The organism is Streptococcus sp. HMSC077D04 (assembly GCF_001808785.1).
GTDB lineage: Bacteria > Bacillota > Bacilli > Lactobacillales > Streptococcaceae > Streptococcus > Streptococcus mitis_BX.
Genome location: NZ_KV794547.1, coordinates 41,529 through 61,880 on the forward strand (window position 1 = coordinate 41,529; position 20,352 = coordinate 61,880).

At 41.3% G+C, this 20,352-nt stretch carries 14 protein-coding genes; 11 read left to right on the forward strand and 3 right to left on the reverse strand.

From position 1 onward, the window contains the following. The first annotated feature begins 540 nt into the window (after nucleotides 1-540). The 8 genes from HMPREF2701_RS07250 to HMPREF2701_RS07285 all read left to right on the forward strand — a co-directional run bounded on the left by HMPREF2701_RS07250 (nucleotide 541) and on the right by HMPREF2701_RS07285 (nucleotide 8,980). Nucleotides 541-2,001, forward strand: a complete 1,461-nt coding sequence (locus HMPREF2701_RS07250; protein ID WP_061589718.1) for an aminotransferase class I/II-fold pyridoxal phosphate-dependent enzyme — start codon at nucleotides 541-543, stop codon at nucleotides 1,999-2,001. Continuing rightward, nucleotides 2,002-2,862: a polyamine aminopropyltransferase gene (gene speE, locus HMPREF2701_RS07255; protein ID WP_061589719.1), complete on the forward strand. Its 861-nt coding sequence runs from the start codon at nucleotides 2,002-2,004 to the stop codon at nucleotides 2,860-2,862. After that, nucleotides 2,859-4,118 (forward strand): saccharopine dehydrogenase family protein, encoded by a 1,260-nt coding sequence (locus HMPREF2701_RS07260; RefSeq protein ID WP_070482599.1) that lies wholly within the window; start codon nucleotides 2,859-2,861, stop codon nucleotides 4,116-4,118. The genes speE and HMPREF2701_RS07260 overlap by 4 nt, the downstream gene beginning before the upstream one ends. Beyond that, entirely contained in the window at nucleotides 4,118-5,245 is a 1,128-nt protein-coding gene (nspC, locus tag HMPREF2701_RS07265) for a carboxynorspermidine decarboxylase (protein ID WP_070482601.1), read from the forward strand. Before HMPREF2701_RS07260 ends, nspC begins: the two co-directional genes overlap by 1 nt. Further along, entirely contained in the window at nucleotides 5,242-6,327 is a 1,086-nt protein-coding gene (gene aguA / locus HMPREF2701_RS07270) for an agmatine deiminase (RefSeq protein ID WP_070482603.1), read from the forward strand. The genes nspC and aguA overlap by 4 nt, the downstream gene beginning before the upstream one ends. A gap of 9 nt (nucleotides 6,328-6,336) precedes the next feature. Further along, nucleotides 6,337-7,212, forward strand: coding sequence for an N-carbamoylputrescine amidase (gene aguB, locus HMPREF2701_RS07275; RefSeq protein WP_070482605.1), 876 nt, complete (start codon nucleotides 6,337-6,339; stop codon nucleotides 7,210-7,212). Between the two features lie 191 nt (nucleotides 7,213-7,403). After that, nucleotides 7,404-8,105, forward strand: coding sequence for a response regulator transcription factor (locus HMPREF2701_RS07280; protein ID WP_049493728.1), 702 nt, complete (start codon nucleotides 7,404-7,406; stop codon nucleotides 8,103-8,105). Further along, entirely contained in the window at nucleotides 8,102-8,980 is an 879-nt protein-coding gene (locus HMPREF2701_RS07285) for a sensor histidine kinase (protein ID WP_061589724.1), read from the forward strand. Before HMPREF2701_RS07280 ends, HMPREF2701_RS07285 begins: the two co-directional genes overlap by 4 nt. Before the next feature lie 39 nt (nucleotides 8,981-9,019). On the opposite strand, the gene HMPREF2701_RS07290 is transcribed toward HMPREF2701_RS07285, so the two are convergent. From HMPREF2701_RS07290 to HMPREF2701_RS07300, 3 genes are all read right to left on the reverse strand, one after another. Continuing rightward, on the reverse strand, nucleotides 9,020-9,772 hold the full coding sequence (locus HMPREF2701_RS07290; RefSeq protein WP_061589725.1) for an ABC transporter permease: 753 nt from the start codon (nucleotides 9,770-9,772) through the stop codon (nucleotides 9,020-9,022). Nucleotides 9,773-9,782: 10 nt separating this feature from the next. Then, nucleotides 9,783-10,691 carry an ABC transporter ATP-binding protein gene (locus HMPREF2701_RS07295; protein WP_061589726.1) on the reverse strand — a complete coding sequence of 303 codons (909 nt, stop codon included), beginning with the start codon at nucleotides 10,689-10,691 and terminating at the stop codon, nucleotides 9,783-9,785. Between the two features lie 141 nt (nucleotides 10,692-10,832). Further along, entirely contained in the window at nucleotides 10,833-11,642 is an 810-nt protein-coding gene (locus HMPREF2701_RS07300; protein WP_061589727.1) for a Cof-type HAD-IIB family hydrolase, read from the reverse strand. Between the two features lie 117 nt (nucleotides 11,643-11,759). Here HMPREF2701_RS07300 and rexB point away from each other — a divergent pair, with 117 nt between their 5' ends. The 3 genes from rexB to HMPREF2701_RS07315 are packed head-to-tail and all read left to right on the forward strand — an operon-like array spanning nucleotide 11,760 to nucleotide 19,878. Then, nucleotides 11,760-15,035, forward strand: coding sequence for an ATP-dependent nuclease subunit B (gene rexB / locus HMPREF2701_RS07305; protein WP_070482910.1), 3,276 nt, complete (start codon nucleotides 11,760-11,762; stop codon nucleotides 15,033-15,035). Continuing rightward, nucleotides 15,032-18,682, forward strand: a complete 3,651-nt coding sequence (gene addA / locus HMPREF2701_RS07310; protein WP_061589728.1) for a helicase-exonuclease AddAB subunit AddA — start codon at nucleotides 15,032-15,034, stop codon at nucleotides 18,680-18,682. Before rexB ends, addA begins: the two co-directional genes overlap by 4 nt. A gap of 17 nt (nucleotides 18,683-18,699) precedes the next feature. Next, entirely contained in the window at nucleotides 18,700-19,878 is a 1,179-nt protein-coding gene (locus HMPREF2701_RS07315; RefSeq protein ID WP_061589729.1) for a hypothetical protein, read from the forward strand. Nucleotides 19,879-20,352 lie beyond the last annotated feature (474 nt).

A 20,352-nucleotide genomic window follows, 5' to 3' on the forward strand; every position in this document is an offset into this window, starting at 1 on the left:
GAACTAGGAATTCTAGTTCTTTTTATATGCGTTTTCATATTTTTTTTATAACTATTTTTAGTATCTTCCAATATAATCACGAACAAAAACTTTCAATTTAGAAATAAAGTACTTTACAAGCTTTTCAAAACATGATATAGTTATAAAGCTTAGAAAATGAGATGATGTTTTCTAGCAAATATAAACCCGAGTAAAAAATGCCTACGGACAGGCAGGGTTGAATGCCGAAGCGTGGTTGAAAAACCACATTATTGATAGGGTTAAAAGCCTACTTTTATAAGTTGATGTTAGGACACTTGTCCTAATTCATAAATTTTTAGTGTGGTGAAAGCACACGTCATCTTGTGAAACGATCAATAAAGTACGTAATATTTGCTACTAGAGAGTTTGGAAACATCGGGAACAGACATACTCAACAGAAACAAACATAAAAACGTCAGAAGATTGCAGAGCAGGTGAAAACCTGCTCTTTTTTCATGAGTCAACCTTTAGTCGTCTTCGTCTTCTTGAAGCGCTAAAAATACAGTAAAGGAGTATGTCTTGAAAGAGTTAGATCAAAACCAAGCCCCAATTTATGAGGCCTTGGTGAAGTTACGCAAGAAAAGGATTGTTCCCTTTGATGTTCCAGGTCACAAGCGCGGACGGGGAAATCCAGAACTTGTCGAACTGTTAGGTGAAAAATGTGTTGGCATTGATGTCAATTCTATGAAACCCTTGGATAATCTTGGTCACCCCATTTCGATTATTCGTGATGCAGAGGAGCTGGCAGCTGATGCTTTTGGAGCTAGCCATGCCTTTCTCATGATTGGAGGAACAACTTCATCGGTGCAGACTATGATTCTGTCAACCTGCAAGGCTGGAGATAAGATTATTCTTCCGAGAAATGTCCATAAATCTGCTATCAATGCGCTGGTTCTATGTGGTGCCATTCCCATCTATATCGAGATGAGTGTAGATCCTAAGATTGGTATCGCTTTAGGTCTTGAAAATGACCGAGTAGCACAGGCCATAAAGGACCATCTAGATGCCAAGGCCATTTTGATTAACAATCCCACTTACTACGGAATCTGTTCAGACCTAAAGGGGTTGACAGAAATGGCTCATGAAGCTGGCATGATGGTTTTAGTGGATGAAGCCCACGGAGCGCATTTGCATTTTACAGATAAACTTCCAATTTCTGCTATGGATGCAGGTGCTGATATGGCAGCAGTCTCCATGCATAAGTCTGGTGGGAGTTTGACACAAAGTTCGCTTCTTTTAATCGGGGAGCAGATGAATCCTGAGTACGTTCGTCAGATCATCAACCTGACCCAGTCAACATCCGCCTCTTATTTGTTGATGGCTAGTTTGGATATTTCACGTCGCAACTTGGCTCTTCGTGGTAAAGAGTCGTTTGAGAAGGTCATTGAGTTATCAGAGTATGCTCGTCGTGAAATCAATGCTATCGGTGGCTACTATGCCTACTCAAAAGAGTTAATAGACGGAGTGTCCGTTTGCGATTTTGATGTGACCAAGCTGTCCGTTTATACTCAGGGTATTGGCTTAACAGGTATCGAGGTTTATGACCTCTTACGAGACGAATACGACATTCAGATTGAGTTTGGTGATATTGGCAATATCTTGGCCTATATTTCGATTGGTGACCGTATCCAAGACATTGAACGATTAGTTGGTGCTTTAGCAGATATCAAGAGACTCTATTCACGAGATGGGAAGGACTTGATAGCTGGAGAATATATCCAGCCCGAGTTAGTGCTGTCTCCACAAGAAGCCTTCTATGCAGAGAGAAAAAGTTTGATCCTGGATGAATCTGTTGGACAGGTCTGTGGGGAATTTGTCATGTGTTACCCTCCAGGGATTCCAATCCTAGCTCCTGGTGAACGCATTACACGTGAAATTGTAGACTATATCCAATTTGCCAAGGAACGTGGTTGCTCCCTCCAAGGGACGGAAGATTCAGAGGTCAATCACATCAACGTCATTAAGAGAAAGGAGAACTAGATGGATTTATGGTTTTCTGAAGTTCATACTCCAGATGTCAAATTGTCCTTGAGAACAGCCAAGCAACTCTACGCTGGTAAAAGTGAATGGCAGGATATCGAAGTCTTGGATACGCCAGCTTTTGGAAAGATTTTGATTTTAAATGGGCACGTCTTGTTCTCAGATGCTGATGATTTTGTCTACAATGAAATGACCGTTCATGTTCCCATGGCTGTGCATCCCAATCCCAAGAAAGTTTTGGTTATTGGGGGTGGTGACGGTGGTGTTGCTCAAGTATTAACACTTTATCCTGAACTGGAGCAAATCGATATTGTGGAACCAGATGAGATGTTGGTTGAAGTCTGTCGTGAGTATTTCCCAGATTTTGCCGCAGGGCTAGATGATCCTCGTGTTACCATTTACTACCAAAATGGGCTACGCTTTTTGCGAAACTGCGAAGATAACTATGATATTATCATCAACGATGCGACAGATCCATTTGGACATACGGAAGGGCTCTTTACCAAGGAATTTTACGGTAATAGTTATCGGGCTCTGAAGGAAGACGGTATCATGATTTACCAGCATGGGAGTCCCTTCTTTGATGAGGATGAGTCGGCTTGCCGAAGCATGCACCGCAAGGTCAATCAAGCCTTTCCAATCAGTCGGGTCTATCAGGCCCATATCCCAACCAGTCCAGCTGGCTATTGGTTGTTTGGATTTGCATCGAAAAAATACCACCCTGTCAAAGATTTTGACAAGGAAGGCTGGAAAAAACGCCAGCTTTTCACAGAATACTACACTGCAAACTTACACGTAGGGGCCTTTATGTTGCCCAAGTATGTTGAGGACATTTTAGAAGAAGAGGAAGGAAAAAAATGAGTCGTTTATTAGTTATTGGATGTGGGGGCGTTGCCCAAGTTGCTATTTCAAAGATTTGCCAAGATAGCGAAACCTTTACAGAGATTATGATTGCTAGCCGTACCAAGTCAAAATGTGATGACTTGAAAGCTAAACTGGAAGGCAAAACAAGTACAAAGATTGAGACAGTTGCTCTTGATGCTGACAAGGTTGAAGAAGTGATTGCTTTGATTGAAAGCTATAAACCAGAAGCTGTTTTGAACGTAGCTTTACCATATCAAGACTTAACCATCATGGATGCTTGTTTAGCGACTGGAGTTCACTATATCGATACAGCCAACTACGAGGCAGAGGATACTGAAGATCCTGAGTGGCGTGCTATCTATGAGAAACGTTGCAAGGAACTTGGTTTTACAGCCTACTTTGACTACTCATGGCAATGGGCTTATCAGGAAAAATTCAAAGAAGCAGGCTTAACCGCTCTTCTTGGTTCTGGTTTTGACCCAGGTGTGACTAGTGTCTTTTCAGCCTATGCTCTCAAACACTATTTTGATGAAATCCACTATATCGACATTTTAGACTGTAATGGTGGTGACCACGGTTATCCGTTTGCGACGAATTTTAATCCAGAAATCAATCTCCGCGAGGTTTCAGCACCAGGTTCTTACTGGGAAGATGGAAAATGGGTCGAAGTTGAAGCCATGTCTATCAAGCGTGAATATGACTTCTCTCAAGTTGGACAAAAAGATATGTATCTCCTTCACCATGAAGAAATTGAATCATTGGCCAAGAATATTCCAGGTGTCAAACGCATTCGTTTCTTTATGACCTTTGGTCAATCTTATCTCACGCACATGAAATGCTTGGAAAACGTTGGTCTCCTTCGTACGGATACCATTAACTTTAACGGTCAAGAAATTGTACCAATCCAATTTTTGAAAGCCTTGCTTCCAGATCCTGCCAGCCTTGGCCCACGTACAGTTGGAAAAACCAATATCGGCTGTATCTTTACAGGTGTCAAAGATGGTGTTGAAAAGACCATTTACATCTATAATGTTTGCGACCATCAGGAATGTTACGCAGAAGTTGGTTCACAAGCCATTTCTTACACGACTGGTGTTCCAGCTATGATTGGGACAAAATTGGTTATGAACGGTACTTGGAAACAACCTGGAGTTTACAATCTTGAAGAATTGGATCCAGATCCATTCATGGAAGCTTTGAATGAGTATGGTTTACCTTGGGTTGTGGTTGAAAATCCACAAATGGTGGACTGATGAAGTTAGAACAAGTACCAACACCAGCTTACGTCATTGACTTGGCAAAGTTAGAAGCCAATTGCCGTATCCTACAATATGTTCAAGAAGAAGCAGGTTGCAAGGTTTTGCTTGCCCAGAAGGCATATTCTCTTTATAAAACCTATCCCATGATTAGCCAGTACCTATCTGGTACGACAGCTAGTGGACTCTATGAAGCGAAGCTGGCTAGAGAAGAATTTACGGGGGAAGTCCATGTCTTTGCGCCTGCTTTCAAGGATACGGACTTGGAGGAATTGCTTGAGATAACGGACCATATCGTCTTTAACTCGGAGAGACAGTTGCGTAAGCATGGGGCTCGTTGTCGAGAGACTGGTATTAGTGTCGGTTTACGTCTCAATCCTCAGTGTTCAACTCAAGGAGATCACGCGCTCTATGACCCTTGTGCACCTGGATCTCGTTTTGGAGTTACTCTAGAAAAGATACCAAGTGATTTGTTGGATTTAGTGGACGGTCTTCATTTTCATACCCTTTGTGAGCAAGGTTCAGATGATTTAGAGACAACCTTGAAAGCAGTAGAAGCGCAGTTTGGATCCTATTTGCATCAAGTTAAATGGCTCAATATGGGTGGTGGACACCACATCACCAGAGAAGACTACGATGTAGATTTGCTGATTTCTGAAATCAAGCGTATCCGAGAAACTTACAATCTTGAAGTCTATATTGAGCCGGGTGAAGCCATTGCGCTCAATGCAGGTTATCTAGCAACTGAAGTATTGGATATTGTAGAAAACGGCATGGAAATCTTGGTTTTAGACGCCTCTGCTACCTGCCATATGCCTGATGTACTTGAGATGCCCTATCGTCCACCTTTGAGAAATGGCTTTGAGGCACAGGAAAAAGCCCATACCTATAGACTTTCTTCCAATACCTGTCTGACAGGTGATGTGATTGGTGATTATAGTTTTGAAAATCCAGTCCAAATCGGAGACAGACTTTATTTCGAAGACATGGCCATTTACTCATTTGTTAAAAATAACACCTTTAATGGTATTGGATTGCCAAGTCTCTATCTCATGGACGAGCAGGGTGACTGCAGCTTAGTTAAAGCCTTTGGCTATCAAGACTTTAAAGGGAGATTATCATGATGGACAGTCCAAAAAAATTAGGCTATCACATGCCAGCAGAGTACGAACCACATCATGGTACCCTCATGATATGGCCGACTCGACCAGGTTCATGGCCTTTTCAAGGAAAAGCTGCTAAAGCAGCATTTAGCCAGATTATTAAGACCATAGCAGAAGGGGAAACCGTTTATCTCTTGGTGGAGCAAGACTATCTATCTGAAGCCCAATCTTATCTTGGAGACAAGGTAGTTTATTTAGACATTCCCACCAATGATGCTTGGGCGCGTGATACAGGTCCGACCATTCTTCTTAATGATAAAAGGGAAAAGTTGGCGGTAGATTGGTCTTTCAATGCCTGGGGTGGTGCTGTTGACGGTCTCTACCAAGACTATGAAGCAGATGACCAAGTAGCCAGTCGCTTTGCAGAAGTTTTAGAGATACCTGTTTATGATGCCAAACCTTTTGTACTGGAAGGTGGAGCCATTCATAGTGATGGTCAAGGAACCATTCTCGTAACTGAAAGTTGCTTGCTTAGTCCTGGTCGCAATCCTCATCTTAGTAAGGATGAAATTGAAAATACCTTATTAGAGTGCCTTGGTGCTGAAAAAGTTATTTGGCTTCCTTATGGTATTTATCAGGACGAAACCAATGAACACGTTGACAATGTTGCTACCTTTGTTGGTCCTGCTGAGCTTGTTTTAGCTTGGACAGATGACAAAAGCGATCCTCAATATGCCATGTCAGCAGCTGATTTAGCGCTTTTAGAAAAGGAAACAGATGCAAAAGGTCGACACTTCACCATTCATAAATTGCCTATCCCTGCAGTTCGACAAGTTGTGACAGAAGAAGATCTTCCTGGTTATTCCTACGAAGAAGGTGAAGAAGAGCGATACGCAGGTGAAAGGCTTGCTGCTTCCTATGTCAATTTCTATATTGCTAACAAGGCAGTCTTGGTTCCCCAGTTTCAAGATAAAAACGATCAAGTAGCCTTAGATATCCTCAGTAAGTGTTTCCCAGACCGTAAAGTTGTCGGAATACCAGCCAGAGATATTCTCTTAGGTGGTGGCAATATCCACTGTATCACCCAACAAATCCCAGAATAGGAGAAAAAGATGAGAAATGTAAAAGTTGCAGCCATTCAGATGCAATGCGCTAAGGATGTGGCAACAAATATCCAAACCGCAGAGCGTTTAGTACGTCAGGCTGCAGAGCAAGGCGCACAAATCATTCTCTTACCAGAGTTATTTGAACGTCCTTATTTCTGTCAGGAACGTCAGTATGACTACTACCAGTATGCTCAGTCGGTGACAGAAAATACAGCTATTCAGCATTTTAAGGTGATTGCTAAGGAACTACAGGTTGTTCTACCGATTAGTTTCTATGAAAAAGATGGCAATGTCTTGTATAACTCTATTGCTGTTATTGATGCAGATGGGGAAGTGCTGGGCGTTTACCGAAAGACCCACATACCAGACGACCATTACTATCAAGAGAAATTTTACTTTACTCCTGGAAATACAGGTTTCAAGGTCTGGGATACTCGCTATGCTAAGATTGGGATTGGCATCTGTTGGGATCAATGGTTCCCTGAAACAGCCCGCTGTCTTGCTCTGAATGGGGCAGAATTGCTCTTTTATCCTACAGCCATCGGTTCAGAGCCGATTTTGGATACAGATAGTTGTGGTCACTGGCAACGTACCATGCAAGGGCATGCAGCAGCAAATATTGTTCCAGTTATTGCAGCCAATCGTTATGGATTAGAGGAAGTCACTCCTAGTGAGGAAAATGGTGGACAGAGTTCCAGTCTTGACTTCTACGGTTCATCCTTTATGACGGATGAAACAGGAGCTATTCTAGAGCAAGCTGAAAGACAAGCTGAAGCTGTTCTGTTAGCTACTTATGACCTAGACAAGGGAGCAAGCGAACGCCTAAACTGGGGCTTGTTTCGAGATAGAAGACCCGAAATGTATCAACGTATTACGGACTAGTAGGAGAGAAATGAGAGATTCATTCTGCTAGATTAACTTCTTATTTTCGACTATAAGGATACTATGTTGTCTAGTAAGCGGATTTTATATTTTAACCCTCTAAGGCTTTCTCGCGCTTTGATGCGAGGAGCTTTTCTGTTTAAGCTTTATCAATAAAACATGCTATAATAGTTGCAGAAAGGTTGGTATTTATGGCTAGGATATTGGTTATTGAAGACAATAGTGACATTCAAGAGATTTTGCGAACACTTCTTACTGAGGAGCATGAGGTGATTCAAGCCTTTTCTGGTACAGAAGGAATCATGCTTTTTGACCAAGGTGGGATTGACCTCGTTTTGCTAGATATCATGCTTCCTGGGAAAAATGGGGATCAGGTTTTAAAAGCCATCAGGGAACAAAGTCAAATTCCAGTCATTATGCTAACAGCTTTGAGCGATAAGAAGTTAATCAGTCAATACCTCTTAGACGGTGCCAATGATTATATAGTGAAACCTTTTGATTTGAATGAAGTCTTTGCAAGAGTTACTGTTCAGTTACGTCAAAGTGCAGAAAAACAGCCTGCAGAAATTGTAAAAACTGAAAATCTGCCACAAAACTTGAAAAATATCCAGTTTGATGCCGAAAGTTTTGAAATCAAAAATAGTCAGGAAACGATTCGTCTTGCTAAGAAAGAATGCTTGATTCTCCAAACTCTCCTTAAACATCCTAAGAAAATTTTTACCAAAGAAGAACTTTATGAATTGGTCTGGGAGGATAGCTACCTACCTGGAGATAATACTCTCAATACGCATTTGAGTAATCTTCGAAAAAAATTAAACCAGCTTGATCCAAATCAAGAATATATTGAAACCATTTGGGGAGTTGGGGTAAGATTAAAAGGAGATAAGCAATGACCTACATGATAATCTTTATCCTATTGGTACTCCTAATTATTTTATCGATTGCATTGATTCGCTACCATCTAGCACTTAAAAACTTGAGTCAACAGATTGAAGATAAGATTCTCACGGGTAGTATGAAAAGAGTCGGAGTCAGCATTTTTTCCAAACATTTTTTACATCTCTACCAGCAGATTGAGAATCTATTTCAGGAAGTGGAACAATCTCGATTGGTTATGAAAAGGGAAAAACAGACTCTGGATATGGCCATCAGCAATATCGCCCATGATATTCGGACGCCTCTGACTATCGCTTCAGGCTACACCCAACAATTGATAAAGTCTCCTGAAGACAAAGCAGAAACCTTACAAAAAATAGCCCAGCATCTTGATTTAGTTTCCAAACGTTTGGAGGCTCTCCTAGAATACCGTCGTTTGATGGAAGGAGCTGTCAAACCGAAACTGGAAGAAGTGGATCTTTCCGCTTTTATCACCAAAAAAACTCTGGCTTATTATGATGTTTTTCAGGCGGCAAATATCACGCTTGATTTTAAGGTTGAAGATGATTTAAAAATGAGAATTGATGAAGACTTGCTGGATCGAATTTTACAAAATCTGCTTGGAAATGTCCTCAAACATGGCAAGGAAGAAGCGCGTCTAGCTTTGAGAAAGGAAAAGGAACAGCTTGTCTTAGAGATTGCAAACCTTGTTAAACAGCCCATCAAAAGAATAGAAAATCTCAGCAACCGTTTTTATTCTGAAAATCTATCAGACACGGAAGAATCCTCTGGTTTAGGCCTTTATATCACTGAGGAATTATGTCATCTTCTCGGTGCAGAGATGAAACTAAGCACAGATGGACAATGGTTGTCGGTTTTCATTTACTTTTAACGAAATAAACCTCCTCTGTAGGCTAGAGGAGGTCATTTTTTATAGACTTTTCTTTTTGAAAACTGCCAGTCCACTTAGATTAAAGATTACAATAACAGCTAAGGTAACTATAAGTGTGTAGAGAATTGACTCACTATTAGCAGTCATAGCATAGAAAAACTGCAATGATAAATATGGCAAAATTTTGATACTTGGGAAGATGAGCATTGGCATAGAAAGTAAGATAGAGCTGACCAAATAACCAATAAATACCGCAATATAAGAATGACTAACATAGAGGATGAAGGAAACAATGGAAAGCCAAGCAAGGAGGCAAAGAAATTGAAGGAAAATGGTTATCAGTAGATTTCCAATAAAGCCATCAGGCATAGTTCCAAATCCATTTAAGATAGTTGCTGGAATAAAGGCAATCACAAGACAGATGATGACTTGTAAAAGTGCAATACAAGCTAATACAAAGGCTTTGGCTAGAAAAAACTCGGTACGAGAGACACCCACTGTTAAATTATTTTTATAGAGTTTGCCAATTAAATCAACTCCAAGAACGAGGCAGGCTAGGACGATACAGAGAAAAACGAGGTTTGAACCTTGACTAGATGCGTTAATCAGGGCTTGTACACCGTCCCAACCATGTGTTGGAATTTCTGGCTCTTCTGTCTGGATTGCCATCAGATGGCCAGTAGCTCCAATACTTGCGCCCATTAGCATGAGAGAAAAGAGAATGAACTCTGTAATCCAAAAACCTTTGGAACGGAAAAGACGGTAAAAGTCTGCTTGAATGGTATGTATCATGATTTTCCTCCTATTCGACCAATTGAGTGAAGTATTCTTCTAGGTTTTGACGGGCGTAGTAAATCTCGTCAATAGCGACATCTGCCAAGGTTAATTCCTTAAGAATCTGTTTGACATCTTGTTCCTGACCAAAGATGTGGATTTCATTCTCAGGATTGACAACCTTGAACTGGAGCTGGATTTGTTCTTTCAATACTTGGCAAGCTTTCTCTTGGTCAGCTGTCTTAAGTACAATATAATCCTCACTTAGTGTTTCAAATTCAGCTTTGCTGATTTCACGGATAATCTTTCCTTGATCTAAAATACCAAAGCGATTAGCTACGAGGTAAAGTTCTGACAAGATATGGCTAGAGATGAGAATGGTGATTCCTTTTTCTTGATTGAGGCGTTGAATCATCAGACGAAATTCTTTGATACCAATTGGGTCAAGTCCATTGATAGGTTCATCTAAGATTAGGAAGTCTGGTTTGGAGAGAAGGGCAATGGCGATACCAAGTCTTTGCTTCATTCCTAGCGAGAAATCACGAAAGACTTTCTTACCTGTATCTGGCAAACCTACATAGTCCAGCGTTTCTCGAATGACTTGATCAGCATTTGGAATATGGCGAATCATACAGTAATATTTCAGATTTTGATAGGCTGTTAAGTGATTATGAGCTACAGGTGATTCGATAACAGAACCTACTCGAGATAGAGCCTTGGTCCATTCATTTTCCGAATGGCTAGAGAAGAGGGAAACAGTTCCTTTATCCGCAAAGAGTAGTTGTGTAATGATTTTTATCAATGTGGTTTTCCCAGCTCCGTTCTTCCCGATAAGTCCATAAATATCTCCCTCTCTTATCGTTAGATGAAGATCCTGAAGGATAGCTTGTTTGTCAAAGTTTTTGGACAATCCATGAATGTCAAGTACTGTTTTCATGATTCTCTCCTTTTGATTTATTTTGTTAACTTTAGTATAAAGCATAGAAATCAAAGAAAGCTCAAGGATTTCTAAAGAGTTTCTAAAGTTTTAGGAATTCTTATATATCAAAACCCAGTTGATATGAACTGGGCTTCTTTACTATAAAATATATTTCTCAATCGCACGCGCGACGCCGGCTTCTTCGTTGCTGGCTGTAACGTCATCAGCTAGGGATTTGACATAATCGCTGGCATTTCCCATTGCAATGCCCAGTCCTGCAAACTGGAGCATTTCGATATCGTTATTGGCATCGCCCATAGCCATAATCTCTGATGGCTCAATTTTCAAAATATCTGCTAGTCGAGAAAGAGCAGTAGCCTTTGTCGTTCCAAGTGGCATAGCTTCATAAATGACAGGCTGCGAACGAACTCCACTAAATCGTTGGCAAAGCTCTTCAGAAAAACGCTCTTCAAAATCATCTGTTTGTTCTTTTGTTCCCAAAAACATCCCTTGGAACATACGGTACTTACCACTGGTAGCTTCCTCAAGGGAAATTTCAGTCAGGTCTGAAAAGACTAGTTTAGCATCATTTTCAATGACTTGATTGGGCTTGCCACCGAGGACAAAATAATGCTCCTCATCAAAAAGAGTCAACTGAACATCACTTTTTTCAGCTAGGTCATAGAGGTATTCGATGTCAGCTGGGCTGAGTTCTTGCCAATCAACTAATCCCCAGTCACTGGTCTGGTGAGTTGAACAACCGTTGTTAACAATCACATACTCATTCTGGAGGTCAAGTCCTAGTTTTTTGTAGTAGGGGAGGACACCGAAAAGCGGGCGACCCGTACAGAGAACAAGTTTGACACCTTTTTCAATAGCTTGGTGAATAGCAGTAATATGAGCTTGTGGGATTTCCTTGGCTTCATTGAGGAGGGTTCCGTCCATATCCAAGGCTAGTAGTTTAATCATAAGACTTCCTTCTTTATCTTTTGGTATTATTATAGCATATTTTGGAGTAAAGGAGGAGGAATCTTCGGGCTAATCATGGTATAATAAAAGGTAATGAAAAATTCTAACGAGGCAGAGATGAAATTATTTTATACAGATATTCGGACTTCTTTGACAGAAATTCTAACCAGGGAGGCTGAAGAGCTAGTTGCTGCTGGTAAGCGTGTCTTCTACATCGCTCCCAACTCTCTTTCTTTTGAAAAGGAACGCGCCGTGCTGGAATGCTTATCCCAGCAGGCTTCTTTTGCGATTACCGTTACGCGCTTTGCTCAAATGGCTCGTTATCTGGTCTTGAATGACCTGCCTGCCAAGACCAGTCTTGATGATATCGGTCTTGGGATGGCCTTTTATAAATGCCTTGCGGAACTTGACCCCAAGGACTTGCGTGTTTATGGTGCTATTAAGCAAGATCCTCAGTTTATCCAGCAGTTGATTGAGCTGTATCACGAAATGACGACTGCTCAGATGAGTTTTTTAGACTTAGAGAGTTTGACGGATGAGGACAAACGGGCAGATTTACTCTTGATTTTTGAGAAAGTAACTGCCTATCTCAATCAAGGTCAGTTGGCCCAGGGAAGTCAGTTGTCCCATTTGATTGAAGCTATTGAGAATGACAAGGTAAGTAGTGATTTTACTCAAATCGCCCTGGTCATTGATGGATTTACCCGTTTTTCTGCCGAAGAAGAGCGGATTGTGGATTTACTTCATGGCAAAGGTGTTGAGATTGTCATCGGGGCTTATGCTAGTAAGAAAGCCTATGCCAGCCCTTTTAGCGAGGGTAATCTCTACCAAGCCAGTGTGGACTTTCTCCATCATCTAGCCTCTAAATATCAAACACCTGCTCAGGATTATTCTCAAACTCATGAGAAGATGGATAGTTTTGATAAGGCCTCTCGTTTGCTGGAGTCTTCTTATGACTTTTCAGAATTCACCTTGGATGTCGATGAGAAGGACCGTGACAACTTACAAATCTGGTCTTGCTTGACGCAAAAGGAGGAGTTGGAATTGGTAGCCCGTAGCATCCGTCAGAAATTACATGCCAATCCAGACCTGAGCTACAAGCATTTTCGTATTCTATTGGGAGATGTGGCTTCTTACCAGTTATCCCTTAAAACTATTTTTGACCAGTATCAGATTCCTTTCTATCTTGGTAGAAGCGAATCCATGGCGCACCACCCTTTAACTCAGTTTGTCGAGTCTATTTTAGCTTTGAAACGCTATCGTTTCCGTCAGGAGGATTTGATTAACCTTCTCAGAACTAGTTTGTATACCGACCTTAGTCAGCCTGATATTGACGCATTTGAGCAATATATCCGCTATCTTGGTATCAATGGCTTACCAGCCTTTCAGCAAACCTTCACCAAATCCCACCATGGAAAATTTGATTTGGAACGTTTAAATGCTCTTCGTCTGCGTATTTTATCCCCTCTTGAAACCCTATTTGCCAGTCGAAAACAGAAGGCTGAAAATCTCTTGCAAAAGTGGAATAGCTTTCTAAAAGAAGGTGCAGTTACCAAACAGTTGCAAGATTTGACAGCCACTATGGAAGCTCTTGAACAGGAAAGACAAACTGAAGTTTGGAAGGCATTCTGTCATGTTTTAGAACAATTTGCGACCGTTTTTGCTGGTTCACAAGTTAGTCTGGAGGACTTCCTAGCCTTGCTTCATTCTGGTATGAGCCTATCTCAATACCGTACCATTCCAGCGACAGTGAACACCGTTCTGGTGCAGAGTTACGATTTGATTGCTCCTCTGACAGCTGACTTTGTCTATGCCATTGGGCTGACTCAGGATCATTTGCCAAAAATTGCGCAAAACACCAGTCTATTGACAGATGAAGAGAGACAAAACTTAAACCAAGCGACTGAAGAGGGAGCGCAATTACTGATTGCCAGCAGTGAAAATCTCAAAAAAAATCGCTATACTATGCTTTCCTTGGTCAATTCTGCTCGTAAGCAGTTGGTCTTGTCGGCTCCAAGTCTGTTTAACGAAAGTGAAAGTAAGGAGTCAGCCTATCTTCAAGAGTTGGTTCATTTTGGATTTAGTCGGAAAGAGAAGAGAATGAATCACAAAGGGCTGTCTAAGGAAGATATGGGGTCATATCACAGTCTTTTGTCTAGTCTGGTTGCCTATCACCAGCAGGGCGAGATGAGTGAGACTGAGCAAGATTTGACCTTTATTAAGGTTCTAGCTCGTGTCATGGGTAAAAAACTAGACCAGCAAGGTTTGGAAAATCCAGCCCTCCCAACCAGTCCAAGCAGTAAGCAGTTGACCAAGGATACCTTACAGGCTCTCTATCCAGCTGACAAGGAATTTTACCTGTCTACCTCTGGTTTGACGGAGTTTTACCGTAACCAATACAGTTATTTCCTCCGTTATGTTTTAGGTTTGCAGGAAGAATTGCGCCTGCGTCCGGATGCTCGTAGTCATGGGAATTTCTTACACCGCATTTTTGAACGCGCCTTGCAGTTGCCTGACGAAGATTCCTTTGACCAACGTCTAGAACAAGCTATTCAAGAAACCAGTCAGGAACGCGAATTTGAAGCAATTTATCAAGAAAGTTTGGAAGCCCAGTTTACCAAGGAAGTTCTGCTTGATGTCGCACGGACAACTGGCCACATTCTCCGCCATAATCCAGCCATTGAAACCATCAAAGAAGAAGCGAATTTCGGTGGCAAGGAGCAGGCCTTTATTCAATTGGATAATGGTCGCAGCGTCCATGTACGAGGCAAGGTTGATCGCATTGACCGTTTGAAAGCTGATGGAGCGATAGGAGTAGTAGACTACAAGTCGAGTCTGACCCAGTTCCAGTTTCCTCATTTCTTTAATGGACTCAATTCTCAGTTGCCAACCTACCTAGCTGCCCTAAAAAGAGAAGGGGAGCAGAACTTTTTCGGTGCCATGTATTTGGAAATGTCTGAACCTGTCCAATCTCTGATGGCCGTTAAAAGTCTGGCTGGAGCAGTAGCAGAAGCCAGCAAGACTATGAAATACCAAGGCCTCTTTTTAGAAAAAGAAAGCAGTCATTTGGGCGAATTTTATAACAAAAACAAGGCCAATCAACTGACAGATGAGGAATTCCAGCTCCTACTGGACTACAATGCTCATCTTTACAAGACGGCAGCGGAGAAAATCTTAGAAGGTCAGTTCGCCATTAACCCTTATACTGAAAATGGCAGAAGTATTGCACCGTATGTTCAGCAACATCAATCCATCACAGGATTTGAAGCCAATTACCACTTGGACCAAGCCCGTTTTCTAGAAAAGTTGGACTTAACAGATGGCAAGCGTCTGGTCGGAGAAAAACTCAAGCAAGCTTGGTTTGAAAAAATAAGAGAGGAGTTGAATCGATGAAGCCCATTCCCTTTTTAACTGAGGAGGAGATTCAAAAACTGCAAGAAGCAGAAGCGCATTCGAGCAAGGAACAAAAGAAAACTGCCGAACAAATCGAAGCCATCTACACTTCTGGTCAAAATATCCTTGTCTCAGCGTCGGCTGGTTCTGGTAAAACCTTTGTCATGGCAGAGCGCATTCTAGATCAATTGGCGCGTGGTGTCGAAATTTCTCAACTCTTTATCTCAACCTTTACCGTCAAAGCTGCCACAGAGCTTAAAGAACGTTTGGAGAAAAAAATCAGCCAACAAATCCAAGAAAGTAGCGATGTTGACCTCAAACAACACTTGGGTCGCCAGTTGGCAGACCTACCCAACGCATCCATCGGAACCATGGACTCTTTTACACAAAAATTCCTTGGCAAACATGGTTATCTGCTTGATATTGCGCCAAATTTCCGTATTTTACAAAACCAAAGCGAGCAACTTCTTCTAAAAAACGAAGTCTTTCATGAGGTATTTGAAGCCTATTACCAAGGCAAACAGAAAGAGACCTTTAGTCATTTGCTGAAAAATTTTGCAGGGCGTGGCAAGGATGAACGGGGGCTGCGCCAGCAAGTCTATAAAATCTATGACTTTCTCCAATCCACCAGCAATCCTCAGAAATGGTTAAGTGAATCTTTCCTCAAAGGCTTTGAGAAAGCTGATTTTACCAGTGAAAAAGAAAAACTAACTGAACAAATCAAACAAGCCCTTTGGGATTTGGAAAGCTTTTTCCGTTACCATTTGGATAATGATGCCAAGGAGTTTGCAAAGGCTCCCTATTTAGAAAATGTTCAGTTGGTTTTGGATGAAATTGCATCCTTAAATCAGGAGTCCGATAGTCAGGCTTATCAGGCAGTACTTGCGCGTGTTGTCGCAATTTCGAAAGAGAAAAACGGCCGAGCTCTGACTAATGCCAGTCGTAAGGCTGATTTGAAGCCACTGGCTGATGCCTATAACGAAGAGAGAAAGACCCAGTTTGCTAAACTAGGACAACTGTCAGACCAGATAACGATTCTCGACTATCAAGAACGTTATCATGGAGATACATGGGAACTAGCTAAAACCTTCCAATCTTTTATGAGTGATTTTGTGAAAGCTTATCGTGAACGTAAGCGTCAGGAAAATGCCTTTGAGTTCGCTGATATCAGCCATTACACCATTGAGATTTTAGAGAAATTCCCGCAAGTCCGTGAGGCTTATCAGGAGCGCTTCCATGAAGTCATGGTTGATGAGTATCAGGATACCAACCATATTCAAGAACGGATGCTAGAATTACTTTCTAATGGTCACAATCGCTTTATGGTAGGAGATATCAAGCAGTCTATCTATCGTTTCCGTCAGGCAGACCCGCAGATTTTCAATGAGAAGTTCCAACGCTATGCGCAAAATCCCCAAGAAGGCAAGCTCATTCTCCTCAAAGAAAATTTCCGTAGCAGTTCAGAAGTGCTGTCAGCAACCAATGATGTCTTTGAACGTCTCATGGACCAAGAGGTCGGCGAAATCAACTATGATAACATGCACCAGCTTGTTTTTGCCAATACCAAACTGACTCCCAATCCAGACAACAAGGCAGAATTGCTCCTCTACGATAAGGATGACACAGGTGAGGAAGAAGAGAGCCAAGCAGAAACGAAATTAACAGGGGAAATGCGCTTAGTTATCAAGGAAATCCTTAAACTTCATCAGGAACAAGGTGTTGCCTTTAAAGAAATCGCCCTTCTGACCTCCAGCCGCAGTCGTAATGATCAGATTCTCCTCGCCCTGTCTGAGTACGGAATTCCTGTCAAAACTGACGGAGAGCAGAACAATTACCTACAATCTCTAGAAGTGCAAGTCATGCTAGACACCCTTCGTGTCATTCACAATCCTCTTCAAGACTATGCCTTGGTTGCCCTTTTGAAGTCTCCAATGTTTGGCTTTGACGAGGACGAGTTAGCACGTTTGTCCCTTCAGAAAGCAGAGAATAAAGTCCAAGAAAATCTCTATGAAAAACTGGTCAATTCACAAAAAATGGTGACAAGCCAGAAAGAGTTAATTCACTCAACACTAGCTGATAAGCTAAATCAATTCATGGATATCTTGGATTCTTGGCGCTTGTATGCCAAAACCCACTCCCTCTATGACTTGATTTGGAAGATTTACAACGACCGTTTTTATTATGATTATGTGGGTGCTTTGCCAAATGGTCCTGCTAGACAGGCCAATCTCTACGCACTAGCTTTGAGAGCAGATCAATTTGAAAAGAGCAATTTCAAGGGCTTGTCTCGTTTTATTGGTATGATTAACCAAGTTTTAGAAGCCCAGCACGATTTGGCAAGCGTGGCTGTCGCACCGCCAAAAGATGCAGTAGAGCTCATGACCATCCACAAGAGTAAAGGGCTGGAGTTTCCTTACGTCTTTATCCTCAATATGGATCAAGACTTTAACAAGCAAGACAGCATGTCAGAAGTCATTCTCAGTCGTCAGAATGGTATTGGTGTCAAATATATTGCCAAAATAGAGACAGGAGCAGTAGAAGACTACTATCCTAAAACCATCAAACTCTCCATTCCTAGTCTGACCTATAGACAGAACGAAGAAGAATTACAGCTGGCAAGCTATTCAGAGCAAATGCGTCTACTGTATGTTGCTATGACACGGGCTGAGAAAAAGCTTTATCTTATCGGTAAGGGTTCTCGTGAAAAGCTGGAAGCCAAGGAATACCCAGCAGCTAAAAATGGAAAACTAAACAGCAACACTAGACTTCAAGCCAAGAATTTCCAAGATTGGATTTGGGCTATCAGTAAAGTATTTGCCAAGGATCATCTCAACTTTAGCTATCGTTTTGTTGGTGAAGATCAGCTGACTACAGAAGCTATCGGTCAGTTGGAAAACAAAAGTCCTCTCCAAGATAGCTCCCAAGTAGACAATCGTCAGTCAGAAACCATCAAAGAAGCCCTTGAAATGCTGAAAGAGGTTGAAGTCTATAATACTCTTCACCGCGCAGCCATTGAACTTCCTAGTGTTCAAACCCCAAGTCAAATCAAGAAATTCTACGAACCAGTTATGGATATGGATGGTGTCGAGATTGCAGGTCAAGGCAAGTCAGTAGACAAGAAAATCAACTTTGATTTGCCAGATTTTTCAACCAAAGAAAAAGTAACAGGAGCTGAGATTGGGAGTGCTACCCACGAACTGATGCAGAGAATTGACCTCAGTCAGAGACCAACGCTTGCTAGCCTGACAGAAACTCTCAAACAAGTTCAAACCAGCCCAGCTGTCAGAGACAAGATTAATCTTTCGAAAATTCTTGCATTCTTTGACACAGCACTCGGTCAGGAAATTCTCGCCAATACCGACTATCTCTACCGCGAGCAACCCTTTTCTATGCTCAAAAAAGACCAAAAGAGTCAGGAAGACTTCGTTGTGCGTGGTATCTTGGACGGCTATCTACTTTATAAGGATAGAATCGTTCTGTTCGACTACAAGACCGACCGCTATGATGATCCAAGTCAACTCATTGATCGCTATCGTGGTCAGTTAGCCCTTTATGGAGAGGCTTTATCTCGAGCCTATTCGATTGAAAATATTGAGAAATACTTGATTTTACTCGGTAAAGACGAGGTTCAGGTTGTAAAAGTATAATCTAGAAAGGAGACCTCATGACACTTCCAGTTAGAAAATCCCTGCACGATGCGGTTTTACAGGCTTCAAAAGCTGATACTTGGGAACAAGCTACCAAGGAATGGAATGAAGTTTCCTTGATTTTTAATGGTATTGGCCGTAGCAATTGTGTCTGTGGAAATGCTATCAAATACGCCTACGAACTCTTTAACGGTGTCACAGGTCAACGCCTCTTTCCGATTGGTAGCGACTGCGTCAGACACTTTCATCGATTGACCCTTGACCAGCAACTGGAAGAGGAAGAAAAACTGCTCAGAAAGGTTGAAAATCTAACCAGAAAAGCCCAGAAAAAGGAAAAAATCAAAGTCAATAAGAGTGACTTTGACGAGCGTCTTCTAAAATGGCTCTGGGAAAAAGGTGTTTTTAAACCCAATCGTGGCAATCAGTTCTCACCTGAGAAAGACTACCAGCTCTTCCTAGAAGTCTTTCAAGGAGGAAGTTGGACCAAGGCAGAGCCCAAGAAGAAGGCTCGGATGGAAGAAGTCCTTGAAAAGTGTATCAAACCCTTTTTACTTGGCAAATCAGATGACCACCTCTACCTTGTCAAGCTAGGAAAGGAAAAAATTGACTACGAACAGGAACTCCGTATCCAGGCAGAGAAAGAGCGCAAGAAAAGAGATAGAATCGCCAAACAATATGCAGACAATCTGGTACTAGCCATGGGACCAGCAGAGCGTGCCTATCAAGACTACTTTGGCTTTACAGAAACCTTAACCCAAGAAGAACGCAAGTGGGAGAAAATACTTTTTGGTAAAAATCGTACAGAACGGGCTGTCAAGGCCAAACAATACCAAAAAGAGTTGAAAAAAGACCAACGAATTGCTATTCAGGATCCAATTGAAAGAAAGCAGAAGCAGACCTGGCTCCTCAATTCCTATTTTCGTGAGCTTCCTGAAGAAAAAGCTCGATTTTCTAGGCTCTTATTAGAATATCGAAAAAGTGGAGAAGTGCCATTTTCAACTGAATATCTGTCAGACCATCTGCTCGACTTTTTCTATAAAATGAAAGCCTTTGAGTTTGAAATCGCACCAGAACAAGTTCGAGATTTTCTAAAAGAAAGCCTTCAAACAGAGCATCTCTCCTCAGCACAAGAAAGCTGGATAGAAGGAATTTTGACAAATTGTATAGTCCCATTTTTATCTCGAATACTCATCTAAAACTAAATATATAAGATATAGAATTTTATATAAGGTTAATATACAAATCAAGTGGGGTTGAAATCAGTCTTCCTTTATAAAGTAGCTATTACAAATAAAAGCTTGTGCAAAAAAGAATAATTTATGATAGAATAGAGGATAAGAAAGAAAACGTTTTTACAGTTTTTTCAATCTGAAGGAGATATATTATGGCCACTATTCAATGGTTGGTCTAGAAGAATTAAAATAATAAAACATTGTGAAGTAGAATAAATGCTTAAAACCCTTGAATTTCAAGGGTTTTTGTGAGTACAGATTTTTATTTTTTACATTGTTATAAGTGCTTGATTGAGCAATAATTATCAATAAAAACATTTTTTTGGTGTTGAGTTTGGTGTTCAAATATTTATTATGTTACGGAAAGGAATTTCACAATCTTTCCGTTTTTTTATTTTCTGGAGGAAAAATGACAAAAGAATTACAATCATCACGCTA

Coding starts and splice junctions, on each gene's coding strand:
- speE (WP_061589719.1), top strand. CDS start 2,002: ATGGATTTATGGTTTTCTGAAGTTCATACTCCAGATGTCAAATTGTCC.
- HMPREF2701_RS07260 (WP_070482599.1), top strand. CDS start 2,859: ATGAGTCGTTTATTAGTTATTGGATGTGGGGGCGTTGCCCAAGTTGCT.
- HMPREF2701_RS07315 (WP_061589729.1), top strand. CDS start 18,700: ATGACACTTCCAGTTAGAAAATCCCTGCACGATGCGGTTTTACAGGCT.
- nspC (WP_070482601.1), top strand. CDS start 4,118: ATGAAGTTAGAACAAGTACCAACACCAGCTTACGTCATTGACTTGGCA.
- HMPREF2701_RS07295 (WP_061589726.1), bottom strand. CDS start 10,691: ATGAAAACAGTACTTGACATTCATGGATTGTCCAAAAACTTTGACAAA.
- aguA (WP_070482603.1), top strand. CDS start 5,242: ATGATGGACAGTCCAAAAAAATTAGGCTATCACATGCCAGCAGAGTAC.
- HMPREF2701_RS07280 (WP_049493728.1), top strand. CDS start 7,404: ATGGCTAGGATATTGGTTATTGAAGACAATAGTGACATTCAAGAGATT.
- HMPREF2701_RS07290 (WP_061589725.1), bottom strand. CDS start 9,772: ATGATACATACCATTCAAGCAGACTTTTACCGTCTTTTCCGTTCCAAA.
- HMPREF2701_RS07285 (WP_061589724.1), top strand. CDS start 8,102: ATGACCTACATGATAATCTTTATCCTATTGGTACTCCTAATTATTTTA.
- rexB (WP_070482910.1), top strand. CDS start 11,760: ATGAAATTATTTTATACAGATATTCGGACTTCTTTGACAGAAATTCTA.
- addA (WP_061589728.1), top strand. CDS start 15,032: ATGAAGCCCATTCCCTTTTTAACTGAGGAGGAGATTCAAAAACTGCAA.
- aguB (WP_070482605.1), top strand. CDS start 6,337: ATGAGAAATGTAAAAGTTGCAGCCATTCAGATGCAATGCGCTAAGGAT.
- HMPREF2701_RS07300 (WP_061589727.1), bottom strand. CDS start 11,642: ATGATTAAACTACTAGCCTTGGATATGGACGGAACCCTCCTCAATGAA.